The sequence below is a fragment of the Curtobacterium sp. L1-20 genome, assembly GCF_048755855.1.
Classification (GTDB): domain Bacteria; phylum Actinomycetota; class Actinomycetes; order Actinomycetales; family Microbacteriaceae; genus Curtobacterium.
Window position 1 is genome coordinate 225,730 of the sequence record NZ_CP151472.1, and the last position, 21,087, is coordinate 246,816.

28 protein-coding genes are annotated in these 21,087 nt (G+C 64.7%); 14 read left to right on the forward strand and 14 right to left on the reverse strand.

Annotated features, from left to right (window positions below; genetic code table 11):
• The first annotated feature begins 89 nt into the window (after positions 1-89).
• Positions 90-1,184 carry an epoxide hydrolase family protein gene (locus tag AAEP86_RS01115; RefSeq protein ID WP_420367022.1) on the forward strand — a complete coding sequence of 365 codons (1,095 nt, stop codon included), beginning with the start codon at positions 90-92 and terminating at the stop codon, positions 1,182-1,184.
• A 67-nt stretch (positions 1,185-1,251) separates the two neighbouring features.
• Here AAEP86_RS01115 and AAEP86_RS01120 read toward each other — a convergent pair whose 3' ends face one another.
• Both AAEP86_RS01120 and AAEP86_RS01125 read right to left on the reverse strand, forming a co-directional pair.
• The gene (locus AAEP86_RS01120; protein ID WP_420367023.1) at positions 1,252-1,419 is read right to left on the reverse strand and encodes a hypothetical protein; all 168 of its coding nucleotides are present in this window, start codon (positions 1,417-1,419) and stop codon (positions 1,252-1,254) included.
• 48 nt (positions 1,420-1,467) lie between these two features.
• Positions 1,468-2,187, reverse strand: a complete 720-nt coding sequence (locus AAEP86_RS01125) for an aminoglycoside adenylyltransferase domain-containing protein (protein WP_420367024.1) — start codon at positions 2,185-2,187, stop codon at positions 1,468-1,470.
• 707 nt (positions 2,188-2,894) lie between these two features.
• Here AAEP86_RS01125 and AAEP86_RS01130 point away from each other — a divergent pair.
• Both AAEP86_RS01130 and AAEP86_RS01135 read left to right on the forward strand, forming a co-directional pair.
• Positions 2,895-3,269, forward strand: a complete 375-nt coding sequence (locus AAEP86_RS01130) for an HIT family protein (protein ID WP_420367025.1) — start codon at positions 2,895-2,897, stop codon at positions 3,267-3,269.
• Positions 3,270-3,451: 182 nt separating this feature from the next.
• Positions 3,452-4,048 (forward strand): recombinase family protein, encoded by a 597-nt coding sequence (locus AAEP86_RS01135; protein WP_420367026.1) that lies wholly within the window; start codon positions 3,452-3,454, stop codon positions 4,046-4,048.
• A 117-nt stretch (positions 4,049-4,165) separates the two neighbouring features.
• Here AAEP86_RS01135 and AAEP86_RS01140 read toward each other — a convergent pair whose 3' ends face one another.
• Positions 4,166-4,522, reverse strand: a complete 357-nt coding sequence (locus AAEP86_RS01140) for a hypothetical protein (protein ID WP_420367027.1) — start codon at positions 4,520-4,522, stop codon at positions 4,166-4,168.
• A gap of 157 nt (positions 4,523-4,679) precedes the next feature.
• On the opposite strand from AAEP86_RS01140, the gene AAEP86_RS01145 reads away from it, so the two are divergent.
• Together AAEP86_RS01145 and AAEP86_RS01150 are read left to right on the forward strand one after the other, a co-directional pair.
• On the forward strand, positions 4,680-5,660 hold the full coding sequence (locus AAEP86_RS01145; protein WP_420367028.1) for a lysylphosphatidylglycerol synthase transmembrane domain-containing protein: 981 nt from the start codon (positions 4,680-4,682) through the stop codon (positions 5,658-5,660).
• A gap of 951 nt (positions 5,661-6,611) precedes the next feature.
• On the forward strand, positions 6,612-7,589 hold the full coding sequence (locus AAEP86_RS01150) for a phosphotransferase (protein ID WP_420367232.1): 978 nt from the start codon (positions 6,612-6,614) through the stop codon (positions 7,587-7,589).
• Positions 7,590-7,597: 8 nt separating this feature from the next.
• On the opposite strand, the gene AAEP86_RS01155 is transcribed toward AAEP86_RS01150, so the two are convergent.
• Both AAEP86_RS01155 and AAEP86_RS01160 read right to left on the reverse strand, forming a co-directional pair.
• Entirely contained in the window at positions 7,598-8,209 is a 612-nt protein-coding gene (locus AAEP86_RS01155; protein ID WP_420367029.1) for a class I SAM-dependent methyltransferase, read from the reverse strand.
• An 82-nt stretch (positions 8,210-8,291) separates the two neighbouring features.
• Positions 8,292-8,624 carry a hypothetical protein gene (locus AAEP86_RS01160; RefSeq protein ID WP_420367030.1) on the reverse strand — a complete coding sequence of 111 codons (333 nt, stop codon included), beginning with the start codon at positions 8,622-8,624 and terminating at the stop codon, positions 8,292-8,294.
• 312 nt (positions 8,625-8,936) lie between these two features.
• Between AAEP86_RS01160 and AAEP86_RS01165 the strand changes: the two genes are divergently transcribed.
• The 3 genes from AAEP86_RS01165 (at position 8,937) to AAEP86_RS01175 (ending at position 10,931) form a co-directional block, all read left to right on the forward strand.
• The gene (locus AAEP86_RS01165; protein ID WP_420367031.1) at positions 8,937-9,368 is read left to right on the forward strand and encodes a hypothetical protein; all 432 of its coding nucleotides are present in this window, start codon (positions 8,937-8,939) and stop codon (positions 9,366-9,368) included.
• Between the two features lie 223 nt (positions 9,369-9,591).
• Positions 9,592-9,963: a PadR family transcriptional regulator gene (locus AAEP86_RS01170; RefSeq protein WP_420367032.1), complete on the forward strand. Its 372-nt coding sequence runs from the start codon at positions 9,592-9,594 to the stop codon at positions 9,961-9,963.
• Positions 9,960-10,931 carry a hypothetical protein gene (locus tag AAEP86_RS01175; protein ID WP_420367033.1) on the forward strand — a complete coding sequence of 324 codons (972 nt, stop codon included), beginning with the start codon at positions 9,960-9,962 and terminating at the stop codon, positions 10,929-10,931. Before AAEP86_RS01170 ends, AAEP86_RS01175 begins: the two co-directional genes overlap by 4 nt.
• 11 nt (positions 10,932-10,942) lie before the next feature.
• Here AAEP86_RS01175 and AAEP86_RS01180 read toward each other — a convergent pair whose 3' ends face one another.
• Positions 10,943-11,389 (reverse strand): hypothetical protein, encoded by a 447-nt coding sequence (locus AAEP86_RS01180; protein WP_420367034.1) that lies wholly within the window; start codon positions 11,387-11,389, stop codon positions 10,943-10,945.
• Positions 11,390-11,493: 104 nt separating this feature from the next.
• Here AAEP86_RS01180 and AAEP86_RS01185 point away from each other — a divergent pair, with 104 nt between their 5' ends.
• On the forward strand, positions 11,494-11,718 hold the full coding sequence (locus tag AAEP86_RS01185; protein ID WP_420367035.1) for a hypothetical protein: 225 nt from the start codon (positions 11,494-11,496) through the stop codon (positions 11,716-11,718).
• 151 nt (positions 11,719-11,869) lie between these two features.
• On the opposite strand, the gene AAEP86_RS01190 is transcribed toward AAEP86_RS01185, so the two are convergent.
• Entirely contained in the window at positions 11,870-12,292 is a 423-nt protein-coding gene (locus AAEP86_RS01190) for a hypothetical protein (RefSeq protein WP_420367036.1), read from the reverse strand.
• A 518-nt stretch (positions 12,293-12,810) separates the two neighbouring features.
• Here AAEP86_RS01190 and AAEP86_RS01195 point away from each other — a divergent pair.
• Together AAEP86_RS01195 and AAEP86_RS01200 are read left to right on the forward strand one after the other, a co-directional pair.
• Positions 12,811-13,395, forward strand: coding sequence for a hypothetical protein (locus AAEP86_RS01195; protein WP_420367037.1), 585 nt, complete (start codon positions 12,811-12,813; stop codon positions 13,393-13,395).
• 86 nt (positions 13,396-13,481) lie between these two features.
• A complete protein-coding gene (locus AAEP86_RS01200; protein ID WP_420367038.1) occupies positions 13,482-13,721 on the forward strand; it encodes a PLDc N-terminal domain-containing protein in 240 nt (79 codons plus the stop codon).
• Positions 13,722-14,405: 684 nt separating this feature from the next.
• Here the strand turns inward: AAEP86_RS01200 and AAEP86_RS01205 are convergent.
• Positions 14,406-14,849, reverse strand: coding sequence for a hypothetical protein (locus tag AAEP86_RS01205; RefSeq protein WP_420367039.1), 444 nt, complete (start codon positions 14,847-14,849; stop codon positions 14,406-14,408).
• Positions 14,850-15,004: 155 nt separating this feature from the next.
• Here AAEP86_RS01205 and AAEP86_RS01210 point away from each other — a divergent pair, with 155 nt between their 5' ends.
• Both AAEP86_RS01210 and AAEP86_RS01215 read left to right on the forward strand, forming a co-directional pair.
• Positions 15,005-15,229: a hypothetical protein gene (locus AAEP86_RS01210; protein WP_420367040.1), complete on the forward strand. Its 225-nt coding sequence runs from the start codon at positions 15,005-15,007 to the stop codon at positions 15,227-15,229.
• Positions 15,230-15,265: 36 nt separating this feature from the next.
• A complete protein-coding gene (locus AAEP86_RS01215; protein WP_420367041.1) occupies positions 15,266-15,820 on the forward strand; it encodes a hypothetical protein in 555 nt (184 codons plus the stop codon).
• 8 nt (positions 15,821-15,828) lie between these two features.
• Here the strand turns inward: AAEP86_RS01215 and AAEP86_RS01220 are convergent, their stop codons facing one another.
• Positions 15,829-16,749, reverse strand: a complete 921-nt coding sequence (locus tag AAEP86_RS01220; protein ID WP_420367042.1) for a DMT family transporter — start codon at positions 16,747-16,749, stop codon at positions 15,829-15,831.
• A 40-nt stretch (positions 16,750-16,789) separates the two neighbouring features.
• Here AAEP86_RS01220 and AAEP86_RS01225 point away from each other — a divergent pair, with 40 nt between their 5' ends.
• On the forward strand, positions 16,790-17,293 hold the full coding sequence (locus tag AAEP86_RS01225; protein ID WP_420367043.1) for a MarR family winged helix-turn-helix transcriptional regulator: 504 nt from the start codon (positions 16,790-16,792) through the stop codon (positions 17,291-17,293).
• Positions 17,294-17,410: 117 nt separating this feature from the next.
• On the opposite strand, the gene AAEP86_RS01230 is transcribed toward AAEP86_RS01225, so the two are convergent.
• From AAEP86_RS01230 to AAEP86_RS01250, 5 genes are all read right to left on the reverse strand, one after another.
• Complete coding sequence (locus tag AAEP86_RS01230; protein ID WP_420367044.1) at positions 17,411-18,037, reverse strand: hypothetical protein; 627 nt, start codon at positions 18,035-18,037, stop codon at positions 17,411-17,413.
• Positions 18,030-19,073, reverse strand: a complete 1,044-nt coding sequence (locus AAEP86_RS01235) for a nuclease-related domain-containing protein (protein WP_420367045.1) — start codon at positions 19,071-19,073, stop codon at positions 18,030-18,032. The genes AAEP86_RS01230 and AAEP86_RS01235 overlap by 8 nt, the downstream gene beginning before the upstream one ends.
• 442 nt (positions 19,074-19,515) lie before the next feature.
• A complete protein-coding gene (locus tag AAEP86_RS01240; RefSeq protein ID WP_420367046.1) occupies positions 19,516-20,031 on the reverse strand; it encodes a hypothetical protein in 516 nt (171 codons plus the stop codon).
• A complete protein-coding gene (locus AAEP86_RS01245) occupies positions 20,021-20,443 on the reverse strand; it encodes a helix-turn-helix transcriptional regulator (protein WP_420367047.1) in 423 nt (140 codons plus the stop codon). Before AAEP86_RS01245 ends, AAEP86_RS01240 begins: the two co-directional genes overlap by 11 nt.
• 55 nt (positions 20,444-20,498) lie before the next feature.
• Positions 20,499-21,002, reverse strand: coding sequence for a hypothetical protein (locus AAEP86_RS01250; RefSeq protein ID WP_420367048.1), 504 nt, complete (start codon positions 21,000-21,002; stop codon positions 20,499-20,501).
• Between the last annotated feature and the right edge of the window lie 85 nt (positions 21,003-21,087).

A 21,087-nucleotide genomic window follows, 5' to 3' on the forward strand; every position in this document is an offset into this window, starting at 1 on the left:
GGCGGCGGGCAGCGCTCGTGCGCAGTGCGGAAGATCGTTCTCGTGGGGATACTGGCGGTCGGTACCCGTGTCGTCTGGGAGGAGTGGACATGCGCGCAGCAAGCATCGGCAGGGTCACGGACGAGGCACTCGAGGACCTGGCGCGGCGGGTCAGGACGGTCCGGACCGTCCCGGCTCCGCCGATCGGTGACGACGGCGGTGTGGCACCGGACGTGCTGTCCGACGTGCTCCGGCACTGGCGGGACGAGCACGACTGGCGGGCACACGAACGACGGATCGACGGCTTGGGCTGGCAGGAGACGGAGCACACCGCCGTCCCGATCCGCGCTGTGGTCCGACCGGCGGACCGTGCAGGTGCTCCGGTCGTGCTGCTTCTGCACGGGTGGCCCGACTCGGTCCTCCGCTTCGAACGACTCTTCCCCCTGCTGGCGGACGTGACGGTCGTGGCTCCGGCACTGCCGGGCTTTCCCTTCGCAGCTCCCGTGGACGGAGGCGGCATGTCCTCCCTCGACATGGCCGACGCGGTCGCGGCCGCGATGGCAGAGTTCGGGTACGACGAGTACGTCGTCTCGGCCGGCGACGTGGGGTGCGACGTCGCCGAAGCGCTCGCTGCCCGACACGGCACGGCGGTCCGCGCCCTGCACCTGACGGACCTGTCGCAGTACCACTTCCTGTTCGACCTGCCGGAGGACCTCGACGAGGCCGAACGTGCGTACGTGGCACGTGGGCAGGCGTGGCAACGGGAGTCGGGCGGCTACATGCACGAGCAGTCCACCCGCCCGCGGACCCTCACCGCGGGACTCGGCGACTCACCCGCGGGCCTCGCAGCGTGGATCCTCGAGAAGCTGACCGACTGGACCGACGGCGACGGCCTGCGTGCGGCGTTCACCCTGGACGAGGCGGTGACGTGGATCGCCGCGTACTGGTTCAGCGGCGCGATCGGGACCTCCTTCGCGCCCTACGCCCTCGCTGCCCGGAAGGACTGGCCGAGGATCACCATCCCGACGGTCGTCACCGTGTTCCCGGTCGACCTCGTGAACGCACCACGCCGGTTCGTGGAGCGCTTCTTCACCGTGGCCGACTGGATCGAGTTCCCGCACGGCGGCCACTTCGCCGCGTGGGAACAGCCGGAGCAGTACGTGCAGGGGATCCGGAGCGCGCTCGCCCTGCGCAACGACCGGTAGCGGATCCCCTGCCGAACAGCGGTCATGTCCGGTCCGGCGGGGCTTATGGGCAGTAGCGCGAGTTGTCCTAGTGCGAGCCTCGGGGACGGCACATCCCGCCCACGACTCCCACCATCATGCCGACCATCGAGATAGCGAGGCCGATGTGCCAAGACCCGGTGAGCTGGAGGACAAGCCCGACGACGAAGGCGAGCGCACCCAGGAGGAGTGCCGCGAGCCAACCCGGAACCTTCATGAGGCGAGCTTGCCACTGTCACCTCCTCGCGTCCGGTAGCCGATCGCCCTATCGGTCGTCCACGGCTGCGGCCGTAACGCAGCGTTCCAGGAGGGCGATCGCGCGCCGGGCATCATGCACGGTGAACTCGACGTCCTTGCCGGCTCGCGATGCCACGGCACGGGAAAGCAGGTCCTCGAACTCCGGCCATCTCCGCGCAGCGAAGCGCCCAGCATCGGTCTTGGACAGAATCAGCCCGCGCTCGACCGTTGCAACCAGCCGAGCCGGCCCCAACACGACCCAGCGCATCGCCACGGGGTTCACATTCGCCGTCTCCAAGCGACCCGCGAGCTGTTCCCATGTCTCGGATCCGAGCCGCGCCCAATACGTGGAGAGGTTCGTTCGAGAGAACGCCCTCGCACCGTCCAGTGCTCCTGGGAAACGTCGTGCCGATGGCCGCCAAGCTGATACTCCACCGTCGGAGACCGTCGCCTCGGCGCCGTTCTCGATCTCGCACCAGGTCACCCAAGTCAACTCCCCGCCCTCCCCCGCGGGGATCAACTCACCGCCGATGACCTGGGGCGCGACCTCGATCGCGTCCGGGCCCGCGGCAAGCTGAGACTCGGTGAGGTAGACACCGTCAATTTGCGTTCCCGCCTCGGGCACTGCGTGAAGCTCAGCGATGACGGGTAAGTCGTCCGCTGCAACCGGACGAGTCGTGATCAGCACGAGGTCGATATCGCTGATCCCCGGACGCCAGTCATCGAGCATGGCCGAACCGGTCAGCACGAGCGACCCAAGGAGTCCTGGGAGTCGCCGTCGATGCTCTCGGGCGAACGCGTCAACGAGCGGTTCAGGGGTGCGCTCCGCGGAGGTCTCCACGCACGCAATCGTGGCATGGGTCCGTCTCAGTAGCCGATCGGCTACTGAGAGGGCTGTTCCATGATCCCGCGACGACGCCACAGGTCCGGGTTGCGCTCTCGGCTCGTGATTAAGGACTCAGATGCGAAGCGCAGACGCCCGCCGACCTCTGGTCGAGGTGATGAGGCTCCCGTCTGAACGAACTGGCTCAGACTGACCGCTGACCGCTGGCGCGGAGCACGTTTGCACGACTCGTCACGTCAGTCTTGTTTCCCGCTCTGCCGCTTACGACGGCTGCGCACTGCGAGTGCCCAGATCACACATGCGAGTCCAAGCACGATGAACAAGAGCGCAAGCCCACTCGCCGGCATGCCCGTTCGACCTACGGGTTCCCATGGGCTGCGCTCGGTCACCAGGACGATGACGCCAAGTACGAGGAACACCGGGCCCACGATGAAGGCGAGCCGTTCGCGGGATCTCTCGGTCATAGGTTCCGGGGCTTCCACTCGAGCTCTCCACATCATCACGGGACCGCTTGTCCGCGGCGGGTACCCCATCCTGCTCCGAGGCACATCGAAGAGGACGTTCTGTGGCCGATCGTTGAATGAGACGGGCGAGCGCGGTTGAGTAGGGCTATGGCAACGACGTCGGTGTTCGAGCAGATCTCGCGTGAGGAGTGGATCGCGGAGAACGCTCTGGTTTTCGCGATCCGTGACGCGCACCCGGTGTCGCCGGGGCATGCCCTCGTCATCCCAAAGCGGGTGGTCGCGAGCTGGTTCGACGCCACTGCGGACGAAGTTGCAGCGATGACCGAACTGGTAGCCGTCGTGAAGCACCAGCTCGATGAGAGTCACAGTCCCGCCGGCTACAACGTCGGCTTCAACGATGGTGAGGCGGCGGGACAGACGGTCTTCCACGCCCACGTGCACGTCATCCCTCGCTTTGACGGAGACATGGCTTCGCCGGCAGGAGGAGTCCGTCACGCCATCGTGGGCCGTGGGTATTACTGAACCGATGCTCGCCCGGCGCTCGGGGGGTAAACGGCTCTGTACGAATACGACCGTTTGTGGCACGTCATGACCGCGAAGGTCGACATGAACGACTGAGGCGGCGTGTCGTGTAGCGCAACTCAGTGTCGAAAACTATGCGTCGTTACCTCGATGTCAGAACGAGTTCCGCTACGTTCCTACTCATGGGTGAGCTCCTCGGGTACGCGAGAGTGTCGACGACCGACCAGGACGCTTCGTTGCAGCTCGATGCGTTGAACGCTGCCGGCTGCTATCGCGTGTGGGTCGACACCATGTCCGGGTCGCTCGAGCATCGGCCGGAGCTGACCAAGCTGCTCGACCAACTCCGCCCCGGAGACACGCTCGTCGTCTGGCGCCTCGACCGGCTCGGACGATCGATCCGCCACCTCATCGATCAGCTGCAGGCACTGGGGGAGCGGGGTGTGGGCTTCCGGTCGCTGCAAGAGACGATCGACACGACCTCACCGGGTGGACGGCTTGTGTTTCATGTCTTCGCCGCGTTGGCGGAGTTTGAGCGCGACCTCATCCGGGAACGGACACACGCCGGTCTCGCCGCTGCGCGGGCTCGAGGTCGGACCGGTGGTCGGCCACCTCGGTTGTCTGCGGATCAGGTCCGGACTGCTCGTCGGCTGTATGAGCAGCAGGACATGACCGTCGCGCAGATCGGCGACGTTCTTGGTGTCAGCCGCACCACGGTGTATCGAGCGCTCCGGCGAGAGAGCGAACCGGTGGCCGGCCGACGAGGCAAGACAGCCAGTTGATGACCGGCTGTCGAGAGGAGGTGGCGAGCGCAGCCCGAGGACAGATCGGGTATTGGACGCTCGAGGGCCAGCTGACCCGAAAGGTCAGCTGGCCCTACGCGACACTGACTAGTGCGCTTACTTGACTTGCATATGCGCCTTGTCCTGCACTCCGCAGACCGGGAACTGGTAGATGAGGGTCTTCTTCTCACCCTTGAGGAACGTGTACCATGGACTGTACTTAGTCCACGGCGTGAAGGGCGCGATTGCCGGGCAGGAATCGACGAATCGGGCTTTACCGATACCGGAACAAGTCACGGCCATGGCGCCGTTCGACTTGGTGATACTACCGCATTTTGGTGCCGCCGATGCTGGCGCGGCCGCTAGAACAGCTCCACCTAGTACGGCCCCGACGATCGCCGTCGAAGCGGCAATTTTTCCCAAACGTGTACTGATACGCATGATTTCCCCTTTTCTCTGCGTTGCGTCTGGCAACAGTCCGACCGTAGAGCAAAGTTCCGCAAACTGCAATAACGTACAGCGTCGAATTCCTTAGAGATTTACGCGGGCCGAATGGTATAAGATACCGTTTTTCGGCGACGATGGCAGCCTTCCCTAGACTGAGTGACTTGACAGGAAGCGACAAGAACCCATGACAGACGACGTGCCGCTGCCACGGAATAATCCGTGGCGCAAACAAGCCATGACCGCTCTGAAGGTGGCGTTCGTCGCGGCTGTTCTGGTGGCGGGCTTCGTCTTTCTGCGCGGTAACTGGGGGAAACTCTCCGTGGTGCTAAGTTCCGCCAACCTTTGGTGGCTTGCGCCTGCCGTCGTTGCTGTATGTCTCGGTCTCAGCTCGTCAATGATGTCCTGGCTTGCATTATGGCCCGCATTTGGATCTCATCCCGGCGTCAAGCGCGGCGCTCATGTGTACTTCGTCAGCCAGCTCGGCAAGTATCTTCCAGGATCTGTTTGGACGATTGCCGCGCAGGCGCAGATGGCGAAAGAGTCGGGAACGAGCGCGAGCGCCTCGGTGAGCATTAGCCTCCTTGCGTTGCTCAACTCAGTTGCGACCGGACTTGCTGTCGGGGTCGCCCTGCTGCCGATCTCGAGCCCCCGCCTGCTGGCAGAATATTGGTGGCTCATCCCTCTCGGTGTCGCCCTGCTTGCCCTGCTGGCGCCGTCTGTTGTGAAAACTGGTCTTGGTTTTGCTGGCCGGCTGCTGCGCCGTGACGTCTCCAAGCCTCGGTACACGTGGGCAATCGTCTTCCGAACGGTTCTACCGCAACTGACCAACTGGTCGTTCAGTGGTTTGCAACTGTGGCTGATTCTTATCGCGTTGGGCCAGGATCCCGTGAAGACGCTTGTCCCGGCGATTGCGGGATTTGCTCTTGCATGCGCACTGGGCATTCTCCTAATCCCGTTCCCTGCTGGAGTAGGCGTCCGCGAAGTGGTGATCTCCATCATGCTCGCTGGAACGGTAGAGCCGGAAGTTGCTGTTCTTGCCGCGGTGACTTCCCGTGCTCTTTTCGCGATCGGCGATTTCGGCCTCGCTGGTGCGAGCCTGGCAATAGGGCCGCGCGGTCGTCAATCGAGCCAAGGAAAATCACGCAAGCCCAAAAGCGCGTCCTGAGCGTCGGCCAACTTCGCCGTCATCAAGCACCATCGGTTTTGCTCGCCGTCAATAGATCATGGTCATAACTTAGGTGAACATCAACGAGGCGTGCTCCCAGTGGGAGGCACGCCTCGTTGTGAGGAGCAGGCTACGATTTTTGATGTAGCCGGAGGTAGCCCTCAGCGTTCTATCTATTTGACTTCAGCCCACGCCTTGTCTGTACCGCCGCAAGATGTGAAGAACTGCGTGACATCACGCCCCTTCTCGCCCCGGAAAGTCACCCAAGCGCCATATTTCGTCCACGAGGGCAGGCCCAGATATGCAGTGCAGTGGTACACCAGTCGAACCTTCCCCACACCGGAGCATGTAGTAGAGGCGCCCCCACCGGACCAGTAGACGCTCGAACACTTCGGTGCTGCGGAGGCGGGGGCAGCAGTGAGAACTGCCCCTCCCAGCACTGCACCGATAACCGCTACCCCAGCGGCGAGTTTCCCGATACGCGCAGTCATTTGCATGATGTCCCCTTCTCTTGGCGTTGCGTCTCGCAACAGCAAGAAGCTAGGGCGATTTAGCCCAAATCGCATTGTGTATGCTCTCGCATTTTGAGTTGATAAGGGCAGCCGTCCCGAAACTGAGTGGATGATCAGGAAGGGACTACAGGGCCATGGCAAACGACGTCCTGCCGCATAAGAAAAACTCGTGGTGAAGACGAACCGTAGCTGCTCTGCAGGTGGCATTCGTCCCGGCGGTTTTCATAGCGGCTCTCATATCCCTTCGCGCTAAGACGTACACCGAGCTCGCGCGCGATCGCGCTGCTCGAGCTCTGCGTTGACGCCGCTGCCCGGTAGCCGATCGGGTTCTGAGGCTCTGACAAGAACTCGGAAGCAGGCCGGTGAGGCAAGGCAAGATCGAGTGGGGTGTCGGGCTCGATGCCTGTTTCTTGATGCAGGGGGATCGATGACGGTCGAGATGTTGTGGGCGCAGGACGACCCCGCTGAAGTGCTCCGAGACCGTTTCGGCTTCGCCGATGCGGAGGCGGTAGGCGATTGGGTCACCTCGACTGTCGAGCGTCATTGGGGTGTTCGTGTCGGGTCCCAGGAGCGGGTCGTGATCAGCGACAGCAACGCACTGGCGTGGTTGCGTGCCGGCGACGATCGGCTCCTGTTGAAGTGGTCGGTCGCACGTGACCGGTTCGAACGGCTCGCGTTCGCTGCCACGGTCACTGCTTCGCTGGGAACACTCGGATTACCCGTGTCGACACCGGTACCGACACTCGAGGGTGAGGTTCAGGTGACGAGCGATGGTGTCTCGGTGGGACTGCAACGTGTCATCGAGGGCAGCCACCTCGACGTTGGGGACCCCGATCAGGTTCGTGCAGCGGGAGCGATGCTCGCTCGGCTGCACGATGCGCTGCGCGAGCACCCCTTGCGCAACTCGCCACCTGAGTTCCTGTCCGTGCCGACACCACTCACCGAGCAGGTCGCCGGCTGGGTCACGTCCAACCCGTCGGCGCTGCCCCCGAAGGCCCGAGACGTCCTCGGGCAGATGCTCGAACGTGCGCTGGCGGACCTGCCTCCCCTACAGATCGTCCAGGGCGACTACCGCGCCGCGAATATTTGTGCGTCGGCAGTGCTGTCGTCGGCGTTCTCGACTTCGAGGAGCTCCGGCTCGATCACCGAGTCGTCGAGCTCGCTCGTTCGGCCGTCATGCTCGGCACGCTCTTCCGGGACTGGGGGCCCGTCTCAGCTTCCGTTCGGCAGCAGTTCCTGGACGGCTACCAAACGGTCCAAGCCCTCACCGTTGCGGAACTTGAGTGGTGGCCGGTCCTCGTGCTCTGGTACTCGCTCGCACTCGTGCCTCCCGGCGCCGACCCGACTGGGTGGGGTAGAGCCGCAATCGAGGTACTCGACGAGCAGACGGCGAGGTAGGGGAACGCAGTCTCGATAGCCGATGGGCTACCGGTGGGAAGCCAGGTGAGCGAGGATCGCGCCGTGGGGCCTCGGCTTCGGTCGCGCTGCGGTCCGCGTGTGCGTCTCTTCGAGCTCGAACCCAACTGACCCGAGGACGCCCGCAAGCGCCTCGGGCGGCCACCGGTACGCAGTGACGACCGAATGCTCGAAGGGCTCGACGACCGCACCGGTGAAGAAACCGAGGAGGAGCTTCCCGCCTTGCTGGAGCACACGAGCCATCTCAGAAAGCGGCTGCTGGATCGAATCAGGGTCGTGACGAATCAGGGAGTACCAGGCCAACACGCCTGCGTAGGAGCTGGCGGGGACAGCCAAAGCGTCCAAGCTGCCCACCTCGAACCTCGTTGACGGGTACGTTGCGCGAGCGTGTCCGATGAACTCGGCAACCTGGTCGACACCACTCACGTCAACGCCGCGATCAGTGAGATAGCCGCTCCAATGCCCCGGCCCGCATCCGGCATCGAGGAGAGGCCCCTCAACCTGTTCGGCCCATGTCGTGACGAGCTGCAGATCCGACGGATGGACGCTCGACATGGACCCAAGAAGATCGACGTACTCCGCCGCCCTCAACGAGTAAGCGCCCCCAACATCGATCGACACGGTCACACCCTAGAAGAAGAGCGTCCGGTAGCCGATCGGCGGCGGACGTTTCAATGAGGTGGCGTTCCATCGGCCGGGCCGGTCAGCCGCGCTCTCGGCCTGGAAGCGGTGCGCCGTCGAGGAACTTGTCATAGGCAACGCGCGCGTCTTCGTCGACGGTGGGCACTCCGTGCCCATATCGCGCGTCCGTCCGGTCGCGCTTGGGACCTGAGATCCAGTACGCCTCGCCCGAGTCCACGTCGTAGAAGTTGGCGTTGTGGTTCGCGTACGCGGTGCCGGTCACCCGCCTCAGCGTGCGACCGTGGAAGTAGACCGTTGACCACGACTTCGAGAATCGGACCTTCGCGATCCAGGACGGGCCAGCGTCGGTGTTGTATCCAGTCTTGAGCTGAACGAACATGATCCTGTCGTGCACGACCTGACCCTATTGCCGACGGCCAGATTGCCGCAGTTCCAATAGGGGATCGTCTATCGGGACGACCCAAGAAGGGTTACTCAGTGCGATTACGCCGCAACGAAGAGCCACCAGGTGCCCTGTTGCTGGCCCGCCAACCACCCCCGGACGGGATGGTGACTTCCCTGGTGCACCTCGGATACGTTCCGTCTTGTGCCCGTGAGCCCTGGTCCTGCTGGTCGTGGCGGTCGGCTGCCAAAGAGTGAACGCGATTGTCAGCCCGGTCCGGCATCCCCGAGCGCGGGGCGCACTTACATCGCGGCAAGCGCGCTCGTGAGCGCGGCCGCGTGCGCGGTGTTCATCGTTCACGAACTCCCCATCCAACTGCGACCGCAGGGCGGCGGCGTTATGTTCGCCCCGAGCGGTCGGCTCTTCCTCGCGGGGGTCATCGACGCGGGCGTTGCCCTCGTCATCACCGGAGGCGTCCTCGCCGAGGCATTGCTCGCTTTCCTCGCACGCAGCTTTGCTGGATCGCAGCACCCACGACGGCGAGCTGTTCTGGCTGCGCTCGGCGGGACCGCGGGTGGAGCCGTGATCGCCGCGCTCCTTGCCATCGGAACCGGTGGCGCCCTTCGAACACGGCAGACGTATGTCCTCCTCGAAGTGCTCTGCATCGCCGGTGGTGGTGTCCTCGGTTGGGCCTACGAAGCCGTCTTTCAGCTCCGGGAACGTCGCGCGAACGCGGGTACGCGCGACGACGACTAACTGGGTCGGGTTAGGCCGAGCCTCGAGAAGCCACTACGTGCGATGGGTGCGTCGTCCATCCCGTGGCAGTCAGTCCCCGCCCGCGACGATCACCCGGCGCGCTGCCCCCGATGCAGCTGGCTACCGGGCGCGATGTGTCGGTAGCCGATTGGCTATCGGGACGGCGAAGGGTTCACTTGAACTTCGCCTCCGCATGCTCTGATCGCATGAGTATAATGGCGGTATGAGTAACAGTGAGATGCGAGAGCCGACACTGTTGGTGCTGACGGCATTGGCAGGGGGCCGAGCCCACGGGTACGCCCTGATCGCGGAAGCGGAGTCCATCTCGGACGGCCGGGTTCGGTTGAAGGTCGGCACGTTGTACGCGGTCCTCGACCGTCTTCTCGATCAGGGGTTGGTGCAAGAAGCCGGGGAGGAAGTTGTCGATGGTCGCCTGCGGAAGTACTTCGAGCTGACGCCCGCGGGTGGAGACGCTCTCGAGAGCGAGGTGCGCCGACTCGAAGCGAACGCGAGCGCGGCGCGCCGGCGCCTGCAGGGCTTCCAGACCGGGCACGTCACCGGTTCAGCATTCATCGCACGTGGGGGCATCGCATGACCAGCGCGAACCTGGAAGAGCAGTACCGGGCAGCGGTGCGCTGGTACCCGCCGAGGTGGCGACGCCGATTCGGCGAGGCGATGGTCGGGGTCCTCCTCGACGTCGCGGACAGTGAAGGCCGAACAGCCCCGGCCACCGGCGAGCTCGTCGACCTTCGCGGACGAGGGCTGGCGGAGTGGATCAACGTCGTGTGCCCGAAGGACGTGCGGGCGCTCGTGGCGTCCATCTCGGTCGGAGTTGCCGCCGCGTTCACGCTGACGTACTTCTTCTTCGTCTCATGGCCACAAGGCTTCGACAGGGGCATGGTCCCCGACAACGTTCCACTGTTCGGGCCGTTCCTGAACGCCGCGCCACTGTTCATCGCGCCTGTGCTGCTCATGTTCGTCGCGGCCGTCGCCGGATCGCGGGTACTTACCCATGCGATCGGGGTCGTGGCGTTGCTCGGAGTGGTCAGCGCGGCCCTGCTCCGCTCGGCAACTGGGAACTGGAACGGACCTGGGTCGACCACCGTCGTGTTCGTCGCGTTGCTGGTCATCTTCGCCTCCATCGGCGATCCACGCCGCAGACTCACAAGCCTTGCCGCGTTCGGCTTCGTCGGGATCGCGTCGGCGCTCTTCGGCTTCCTGCGACTCCCCACCGCACGTCCGTGGGAGACGCAGTTCGTCGGAGACGCTGGCTGGTGGAGCATCGCGCTCGCTCCCTGGGTGCTGGCATCAGCTGGAGGGATCGTCCTCGTCAGCGTCCTCGTCCTACTCGCTCAGCGGCGGACGGTCCTGGCTGCGGCGATCGCCGTCGCGTGGCTCCCGTGGGCGGCCGCAGCGACTGTGACGCTGAAAGTGTTCGCCGGCGAGGAAGTCGACTCATTCGTGATGGCGATCGGCTCGGTCGTACTGTGCCTCTTCGCGTTGCAGCAAGTGCGCACGAGAACGATCCGGCGAGGCGCAGGGGACGCGCCCACACGAGCTTGAAGCCACCGACCTCAGTGGACCGTCCGATGACCGATCGGCCACCGGACGATGTGCAGCGCCCTGAGTCGATCGATGAGACCCGTGGCGTCGGTCGACATCGCCTCGAAGATCCGGTAGAGGGTTTCGGATCGATCGACAGGACCGACGGCCCAGCATCGCTTTCCGAGGCCGAAGGCAATTCCTGCTTCGATGTGCGCTGCGGCGCCGGCCGGCAGCACGAGCACGAAGTGTTCGGCCGCGCGGAGCGCTGCCAGGTCCTGTTCGAAAAGCTTCCGCACCGCAGGTGATTCGAGAGCGGCGTCATCCGCACCTCCTGGGGCCGCAAGAACGGCGGCCTCCTCGTCGTACTCCGCTCGCACAAAGGAGTACGACGCCGCTTTGGCCTGGTCGAGCGCCTCAACAACGTCGAGCACTGCCGCACGGTTACGCCAGCTGCCTGCGATGAAGAACTTGCTCATGGAAGGACGGTAGTGCGCTCGGTCTGGTCTCTGCGTCCGAGAGGGGATCGGCTATCGAGACGGCTGGTGACTTGCCGAGAAGGGACGTGACGTAGCCTCGTCGTATGGAGGACCAGCGGCCCCGCAGCATGGCCGAGTTGTTCACGGACGGCGAGCAATCGGTTCCGGCACCTCGCGATGCAGCCAGGGCCGTGAGTCTGTTCGGCTTGCTGGCGTTGTTGACCACGGTCATTGCATTGGTAGCCGCCGCCGTCGTGACGGTGGCGTTCTTCGTTAGTGTGCTCGGCGGAATCTCCCTGATCTTCGGGTTAGGCCCGCCGTCCCGCTGACTGATCGGCTATCGAGAATCGGCCTCCATGCGAACCCTGCACGGCCGTCAGCACACGGTTGCTGACCGGCCACTCTCCTCATGTCGCGCTCAGCGGGTACTTCGCCAGTAGGTGGCACGTGTGACATGAGTCTCCGGCGCCTTGACGCAGATCAGCCGAAGACGACGAGGCCGTTGAACACGCCGCCGACCAGTCCCGCGAAGAACGCCAAGAGCGCGGGAAACACTCCAAGCCCGCCGATGCCGGCCGCGATCCACGACGGTGCGAGCGCCCAGCCTCGGCCGCGGAACGCCAGCACGGCACCAAGACCGAGGAAGAGCGCGGTCACCGCACTCGGCAAGGCCAGCACCAGCATGACCGCGATCTGCAGGTCGACGATGGCAACGTCTCGAGGAGGGTCAGCAAGCGGGTCCGGGTTTTGCATCGCGGCCAACGAACTTTGGTACGCGTCATGTACCGGAGCTGCATGCGCGAACACTGCGATCGCGATGATCGTCCAGACCGCAATGACAACGAGCCCAACGACGCCCGGCACCCAAGCGGCTCGACGCACCTCGTACTTCCCCCGCCCCACACCGTTCAGCCTTGCGCACTCGCCTGGGGACTGGCACTCAATGGTTCAACCGTTTCGCTCGCCGATCGGCTATCGAGACGCCGGCATAGGCGTCGGGTAGCTTCGCCGCCGTGTACCGGAGGAGGCCTGCTCGCTGAAGGGCCGGTTCCGGCGAACGATCGCCAGCCGGACGGCGCTTGCGGTCACGTCGCCACTTGCGGTACTCGTCCCGGTTATGTGCATGGGGACTGTCTTACGGACCTATTCGGTGCTCGCCTGCGCCTCAGGATCTCGTTTGCTGTGTGAGCGTGAATGTCTCTATTCGGTCTCACCTCTTGGTGCCGTGCGCAGCTTTCCGGAAGGCTCGTCTTGCCCGCACCAACGGGTGGGGGATGACGAGAAGTGGGGACTCATTGTTCAAAAACATTCTTCGATCGACCGTGGCGGCCTCGGCAGTGGGACTTGTCGCCATTGGAGCGGTCTGCGCCGCATCGCCTGCGAACGCGGCCGAGTCGATCTCTTCGGCCGACCAGACCGCGATGCGCCAGACCTGGGACACGTACGGTGTGAGCGCGGCGACGCAGGACAAGCTGCTCGGTGAACTCGAGGCGGGACAGCTCTGGGACTCGGTGAGCGGGGCGCAGCCGGTGCAGAGCAGCACCAGCACCGCGAAGTCCGTTCAGACGACGGTGGACACCTTCGCGGACGGTTCGATCAAGGTGACGCAGCTGCAGAAGCCAGCCCCGGTGACCACGACGCCGGGGGGTGTGCACATCAACGCGTCGATCGGCGGATGTAAGACCCTGTCGTCGAGCCATTACGACGCGACCATCCAGTGCACGGTGTCGACCAACGTGGTGCTCGCGAGCGCGGCATACCTGGTGACCTACCACCAGGTGCAGGGCGGCAACTCCTCGATCACGAACCACTCGACGATCACCACGGAGTGCTTCGCTGGCAGCTGCACTGACAAGCGCGTCGTGGTGGGCCGCAAGACACAGTCGGGTTCCAACTCGGCGTACATCACCGGCTTCTGGACGTGGGACGGTGGGTCCAAGGGTTCGAAGGACTTCTGGCTCGAGTTCGATGTGAAGGGCTCGTCGACCAAGGCGTCCAACAACTAGGCTTCGGGCCAAACGGGGTGCGCCTGTACAGCCCTATCAGGCGCCCCCCATCTTTCTCAACAGCACAGCTCGCGGAAGGTCTTCGGATGAACAACGCTCTTGTCCCTCAGCAGTACGACATGCTGTGGACGGTGGTGCTGGTTGCTTTGTTGGCACTGATCGTCGCGGCCATCGTCTCGGTCCTCCGCAACCGAGCACGCATGAGCGTGCTCGCAACCACTCTCTGGATCGTCGGGATCCTGATCTTCCCGTTCCTCGGGTCACTGATGTGGTTCGCCGCCGGGCGACGGGACCTTCACCGGCGATCGACACCACTCAGTAACTGACACCTACGACCCAGTGGCCCCGGAGCAATCCGGGGCCACTGGCGTTTCCACAGTGCTCGACGGATCTCACGTTGGGGAGGGGCGGGGCCGCGCAACCCGAATGCGCGGCCCCGCCTTGGGAGCACCACTCCCTGGACGGGGTGAATCAGGAGTCCCGTCCTCCACCCTTGAAGGGGCGGACAGCAGCCATCCCATCATGTTTGTGTGCCGGGCTCGGCAAACAACTGCCACTTCTCACCGCGGGGCCATCGGCTACCGGCCCGGACCACGCCGCGTTCCGTAGCCGATCGGCTATCGAGACGCCGTTGCTGGGCGGCAGAGGTGCGGCGGTAGCCTGATCGCGTGGGGAGCATCTTGGGATTCGGTTTGGCGGTGCTTGTTCTCGGCTGTATCGGGGGCGTTCTGTTCGCGGGCTGGGTCTTGCGCGAGCTCGGGGCATCGTGGTGGCAGGCGCGACGGGCGGATGCTCGAGACTGATGGCGCGGCCGCGATTCTCGCTGAGGCTTCCGCGGCGGCTGCTCGCAGCGGGTCACGGCATGTGCGGTAGCCGATCGCCTTACGGGCTGTCTCCTGAGACGGCGTCTGCGGCCGGACAGCTCTATCCGCTTAGCCGTGTCGCCCGGTGAAGCCGCGGTCTGGACGCTGCAGGGTCCCGGCGCCGGCGGCGCGCTGCCGTCGTGTTGGTCAGTGGAGCAGTGTCAGTGCGTCGAGTAGGGCGCTGAAGGCGCCGAAGAAGCCGCCGAGTAGCGCGGGGATCGCTCCGAGGGCACCCACCCCGAACACCGTCCAACCGAGGACGCGGATCGAGGTCATGCCTTCGTTGTTCCGCGCGGAGTAGAGCCCCGTGATTAGCGCGATCACGACCACCGGTACAGCGAGTACGAGTACCGCGCCCACGAAGAACTCGGCCCGGGCGACTGGTGCTGGAGGGTCTTGGAGGATCGGCGGGTTGTTGAGCGTGTCGAGGTGCGCCTGGTAAGCGGTCTCGACAGGCACGTAGTTCGCCTGTGCGGCGCAGTAGAGCATCACCCAGACGGCGATGGCGGCGATGCCGACCGCTGCTGCTGTTGATGCCCGCCACGGGGCTCGACGCTGCTCGTCGTGACGCAGCTCGCGGCGTTGGCTCATGCCCGCAACCATGTCATCGGTACGGGGGCTGCGCATCGGCCGTGGGAACTATGACCCATCGGCGTCGACAAGATGAAGCGGTGCGTCTTGGCAGGGGATCGGCTATCGGGACGGCTGGTGACTTGCCGAGAAGGGACGTGACGTAGCCTCGTCGTATGGAGGACCAGCGGCCCCGCAGCATGGCCGAGTTATTCACGGACGGCGAGCAAACGGTCCCGGCACCTCGCGATGCAGCCAGGGCCGTGAGTCTGTTCGGCTTGCTGGCGTTGTTGACCACGGTCATCGCATTGGTAGCCGCCGCCGTCGTGACGGTCGTGTTCTTCGTCAGTGTGCTCGGCGGAATCTCCCTGATCTTCGGGCTGGGTCCGCCGCCCCGCTGACTGATCGGTTACCGGACGCGGTCGTAGGCTTTCGACATGACCGTCGTCACCACGATGACATCCCCTCGGGACTTTCCGCGCTCTGTGGAAGTCCGGACGCTCTACCAAGCAGCGGCAGGACAGCCCCCGCTCTCCGAACCACCCTCCTTCGCCGAGCTCTTTGCGTCGCTCTACCAGGGAGCGATAGAGCGTGAGCGGGTGGTCGCGACGACCGCTCGCGATGGCGGTCGACTCGTCGCGTTCTCCTACGGACACCCGTGGCAGTGGGAGGAGCAGCGATATCCTTGGGCGGATGAGCTTCGAGAGAATCTGGGGGATGAAGCGCCGAAGCTCGACGGCTCTGTCGCACTGAACCTCCTTGCCCGAGCACCAGGGGAGCAGTATCGCGGCTTAGGTCGCAGGGTGCTCGTCGAATGGCTTCGAGCGACCGAAGGCGCCCCCTGCTGGTTGCAGACGTCGGACCTTGATAGCCCAGCGAGACGGCTCTACGTGTCACTGGGTTTCGCAGCGATCGGCCACGGACCCGCGGCGCCGAACGGCACACCGGGGCTCGTGCTCTTCAAGCTGGCCGCCGACCCCAGATCTCGATAGCCGATCGGCTACCGGGCGGTCTCGCGTCTGCGTGTTCCCTGTTTATGCTGCGAACCAGCTTGAGCTGTTGGTCCGCGGCGTTGGTGTGTGGTGAGCAGGAGGGGCCCGACGATGCCGATGAGCACTACGGCGATGGCGACGCCCTGACGGGTTCCGAGGTGATCTCCGGCAACGAAGACCCCGAGGGCAACCCCTGTCAGGGGATTGAGCAGGCCAATCACGCCGACGACGTCTCCACGAAGCCGGTCAAGTGCTGCGAACCACGCGACGTACGCGACTGCGGTCGCGATGAGCGTGAGGAAGGCGTACGCCGTGATCCCGGCCGGACCGACGGCCGGCGGAGCACCTTCCAGGGTGCCGGCGAACGGGATCAGCAGCATGCCCCCGACGATCAGCTGCCAGGCAGTCGACGCCGTGACGCCGACCTCGGGATTCCATCGCTTCCCGAGGATGAATCCGAACGAGGACGCGGCCATCGCTGCCGCGGAGACACAGACGCCGAGCCAGTTCACGGGCTGTGTGCGGTCGAGCAGGAGCAGGCAGACCCCGCCGATCCCGATGATCGCACCAGTGAACCGAATCAGCGATGGTCGCTCGTGCACGACGAGCCACGCGATCAGTGCGAGCGCGACGGGTGACGACGCCATGATGGCGGCGGCGATACTGGTTGGGAGCAGCTGAGCGGCCTGGTAGACGAGGACGAAGAACGCTCCGACGTTTAGGGTTCCGAGCACGACGCTCTTCCACCACCAGGAACCAGACGGCAACCGACGGGCGATGAGCAGGAGTAGAAGGCCAGCTGGCAGGGCTCGGATCGCGCCACCCCACAGCGGCTCCGGGGGCAGGAACGTCTTTGTGACGAAGTACGTGCTTCCCCAAGCGATCGGGGCCGTCGCTGCGACGAGCAACCATCGGCGATTGTCTTCCATGGAAGACAACATAGCTTGCCGGGAAGGTATTGTTGGCAGTGTGGAGCAGAAGGATGACCGAGTCGCCATCATTCAAGCGGAGTGGCGACGCGAGCGGCCCGACCTCGACATCGCGCCGCAAGGAGTGATTGGACGCTTGCACCGGCTTGCCGCTCACTTGACGGACGAGATCGTGGCGGTATACGCGGAGCACGGTCTGAGGGAGGGCGAGTTCGACGTCCTCGCAACGCTTCGTCGCGCCGGAGCTCCGTTCGAGCGGCACGCGGGTGAGCTCGCCGAATCGACGATGGTCACAACCGGTGGCATGACGAAGCGCCTGGACCGGCTGGAGAAGGCGGGGCTCGTCGTCCGGCGTCGAAGCGACACTGACGCTCGTGGACGAGTCGTTCGGCTGACCCCTCGAGGGGTCGGGGTGATCGACGACGCTGTGACCGCCCATCTGGCGAACGAGCGCCGCTTACTCGATCTCGTCCCGGCGCACGATCATGACGCACTCGAGAAGACGCTGCGGTCATGGCTGGAACACTTCGAAGCACCTCGTTAGGTGGTCGAAGCGGCCCGTGGCCATGTGACCGCATGGCGATCACCTACCTAACGGCCGTCGGTTGCGTTGCTGGGGGTCGGAAGTCGCGGCTGGTTGATTGATAGTGCGTGGGACTGTTTAGGGCCGCGGAAGCTGGAGCCGTCGGCGCGCGGCCTTCCATGCGGGGCGGGGCAGGCGGTAGATGACGCCGGCGCCGGTGGTGTCGGATCCGACGTAGAGCAGGTCAAGGTTGCCTGAGTGTGGTCCCCAGCCACGAGAGCAGCGCACCAGGTAGACGTCGCCTTGACGTGGTGTGTACCACCAGAACCAGGCTTCTTGGGTGACGCCGAAGGGGTGCTCGACGATGCATTTGGTTCCCCGACGAGCACGTTGATAGATGGTGACGACGCGAATGAGGGCGCGGTCGGGGGCGCGGTCCTGCAGTGCGCGATCGAACATGGCGAGGTGTCGTTTCCTGCGTGCCGAGGGTCGGAAACGATCCCACCGCGTTGCGCCGAGGAGCCACCACAGTGCGGTGTGTGACGCCCAGTTCGCGAGTGTGGCCAGCACGAGAACCAGTAGGGCGATCAGTGCGAGGTCCGATACGAGTGCGGCGATCGGTCCAGGTTGGGTGAAAAAGGCGCTTGCGACGAGGGCGGCACCGAACGCGATGGCAGAGATGATGATTGCCCGCCTACTGTGGCGACGCGCTGCAGCCCACCCGCGCCGGAGTGTTGCGATGCTGTTCTGGTTGAAGTCACTCATGGTGGCGCGGGTTGCTGAACCAGTCCGGGACCCCACGGATCTCCCGGATCGTCAGCCCGGGCACATGATCGTCGTGTTCTTCGAGGATGCTCCCGTCCCCACTGTCTGGTTCGAATCCTGCCGGCGTTGCACTGAGCTCGATCGCGTCGGCGGCGATGGCCATGAGTGTGTCAAGGACTGCTGGGTGGGGGGAACCGTGACTCGAGGGTGTGGGCTTGTACTGTCGCAGCACCCGACGGAGGCCGTCGTATCCCGCTGCGATGAACGTCGAAACGTTGCCTGCCGTGTCTTGGGGGCGGGCGAAGACCTCAGCGTCGGGGTGGCTATAGAAGACGCACGTGTCAACGTGAGGGACCGAGCCGTGGGCGGCAGCGAGATAGTGATGCAGTCTGGCTGCCTGCCGGCGAGCCTGAGCCGCGGGCGCCAGCGACGACTGATTCGGGTATGCCCGGACGATCAACTGCTCACTGCTATCCGGAACGATCTGGAGCGCGAAAGGCCCGTTCGGCGGTGTAGCGAGCAGTCGTCGGAAGCTTGGATGGGCTGAAGCGGGGTTGATGCCGTCGAAGACAACGCCGTTCCATCGCTTGCTCTCCACGAGCAGAATCGAGGCACCCATGACCAGGACGTGATCGATCTGCGCGGCATAGCGGTGGAAGGGCTTGGCGTCGGTCGGGACGAACACGATGTTCGTGAGGAGCACACCGTCGATGCCGAGATCTTCGCAGACGTCCAGGATCATGTCGCGGGACGCCGCATCCCAGCCCATGGCTCGATGCGTCACTGCCTCGTAGGCGTCGGTGCGGGACCGTTCATCCGATATCGCATCGGCGTGCTGCAGTGCCAGCCCGCGAAGCTGATCGGCGTGTGATTGAGCTTGCTGCTCCTGCGCCGACTGCTGCGCCGCAATGCGCCTTCGAGATCCCCGGAGCACCAGTGCTAAGACCAGAACTGCGAGCAACGCGACGCCGGAAAGTACCCCCAAGAACAATTCCACCCGACCAGCACAGCACAGCACAGCGATTTCATCCACCACGCGCCCAGCCTTCGAGGAAGGAGCATGCCGCTTCCACCGCCGCCGATTCGTTCCGGGAAGAATTATCGGAACTGATTCGATGGACGTGCGCGGTGCATTCCCGTACCGCGCTAGCTTTCGGCAGCGGTGCGCGGTTGCGAACGAACGCTGCTGGTCGCCCGAACGGGTGTGAAGTGTCTGCGTGGGCCGCCGCCGGGTGCCGTCGTGATTCGGATGGCATCAGCGCCGCTGGGGGAGCATTGTCGCGTCATGGACGTCGACAAGATGGCTGTTGCGCTGCTCTGAATCGAGCAGCTGACAGGGGGGGCAGGTGGCAACGCAGACCGACTCGTCAGCACCTGAAAAAGGTCACACCCGCTCGTCTGGTGAGACGGTCCATCGCCGAGCGCATAGCCTTCAGACAGGCATGCAATTCACGTAGTGAGCCGTCCAGCGCTGCCGGTCAGGACTCTGGCGTGGTGTCCCTGAACTCGGCGGCGACGGCGTCGTCCGTCATGGTCGTGCCGAGCTTGAACTCGCCAGCACGCACGATCGCGAGGACGGGCGCTGGCGCGCCCATGCGGGATGCCGTCATCTGAATCGAGGCACGCAGGTACGGGTAGACCGTGAAGAAGGCGACCCGCTCGGCGAACTCCGCGCGCACCTCCGAGCTGAACTGCGTCGGCGCAGCGAGGTCGTACCGGGCCTGGTAGTCCGCGATGAACTCGTTTCCTTGCCGGTCGTCGACGCTCATCCGGAAGCGGAACGCGACGCCAAGGAAGTCATCCCGGTCGCCCACATTCAGTACCTGCCGGATCCGCGGCTCAGCGTCGTCCTCGGTGGCGGTCTCGTCGATGCGGCGGCCGCGTTCCTCCCAGACGAAGACGTCGCTTAGCTCGACGAGCTCGACCATCTCGTGGATGTCGCCAACCTGGCGCGGCGCGTCGGCCGCCTCGGGGGCCGGCGTATCAGGCAGCAAGGGCGAAGTCCGTGAGGTGCTTGTTGGCGTCTGCGCTGTAGGAGCCCACTTGGCCGGCGCGCTGAACGTGGACGGTCGCCGTCAACTGCGTGTGTAACGTGATCGTGCCGCGTGCGTAGCTGAGGTCCGCGTCGCGGACGTGGTGCTCGATCATGATGCCGAGTGCGCGCGCGTAACGCCGCACGGTCTGTAGGCGCGGCTCGGTTCCGCCGCTTTCGAACTCGGACACCGTCGCCTGCGAAACGCCGATGAGGCGTCCAAGCTCAAGTTGTGAGAGCCCGCGCTCGAGGCGCTTCGCGCGGATGGTGTTGATCAGCTCCAGGTCGGCTTCGGCAAGCTCGCGACCGAGACGCTCAGCGGGAGTCTCCTCGTCCTCGAAGCCCAGTCCGTCATCGAACTCGTTCGTGGTCATAGGCCAAACCCTATATCCACCGGTGCAGGTACGTACACACTGTCCGCTCAGGGCGTTACGCCCAAGAAGTCGCACGGCCCGTGAAGAACCGGTCGCGGGCCTTCTGCATCTCCTCGTCCTGACGCTCCCGCACCCTCGCAGGGTCGGAGATGTCCTTGATGTGCATGTGGAGGCCGATCACGGTGGAGCCGCCGATCGAGCGCAACTTCGTCGGTTCGGCGTGGTAGATCCGGACGAGGACATCGCTGTCGGCGTCTTCGCCGACCTCGCCGCGGACACGCACCTCGAAGAGGTCGAGGCCTGTGACCGTGTCGATCGGACCCTTCACGTGGCGTACCTCACGCAGCTGCCCCTTCCGGAGCATCTTCATGCGCGCGCCGACTTCGGAGAACACGTGACTCTGCGCGTCCTCGGACAGGTCCGACGCGGCGAGGAGCTGGCGAACGGCGGCCGCGAACGTCTCACCGGAGTGCGGATACCAGTGGTAGGTGATCGGAGCGAACTCCTCGTGCGTGCAGATGGACGTGGATCCGTCGCGCGCATCTTCAGGGTCACTCATCACCTGGCCGAGTCTACGGATCTGCAACGACGCTCAGGAACGAGTCGGGGTGGAATTGAGCGGAACCAGAGCAAGTCCAGCGGCG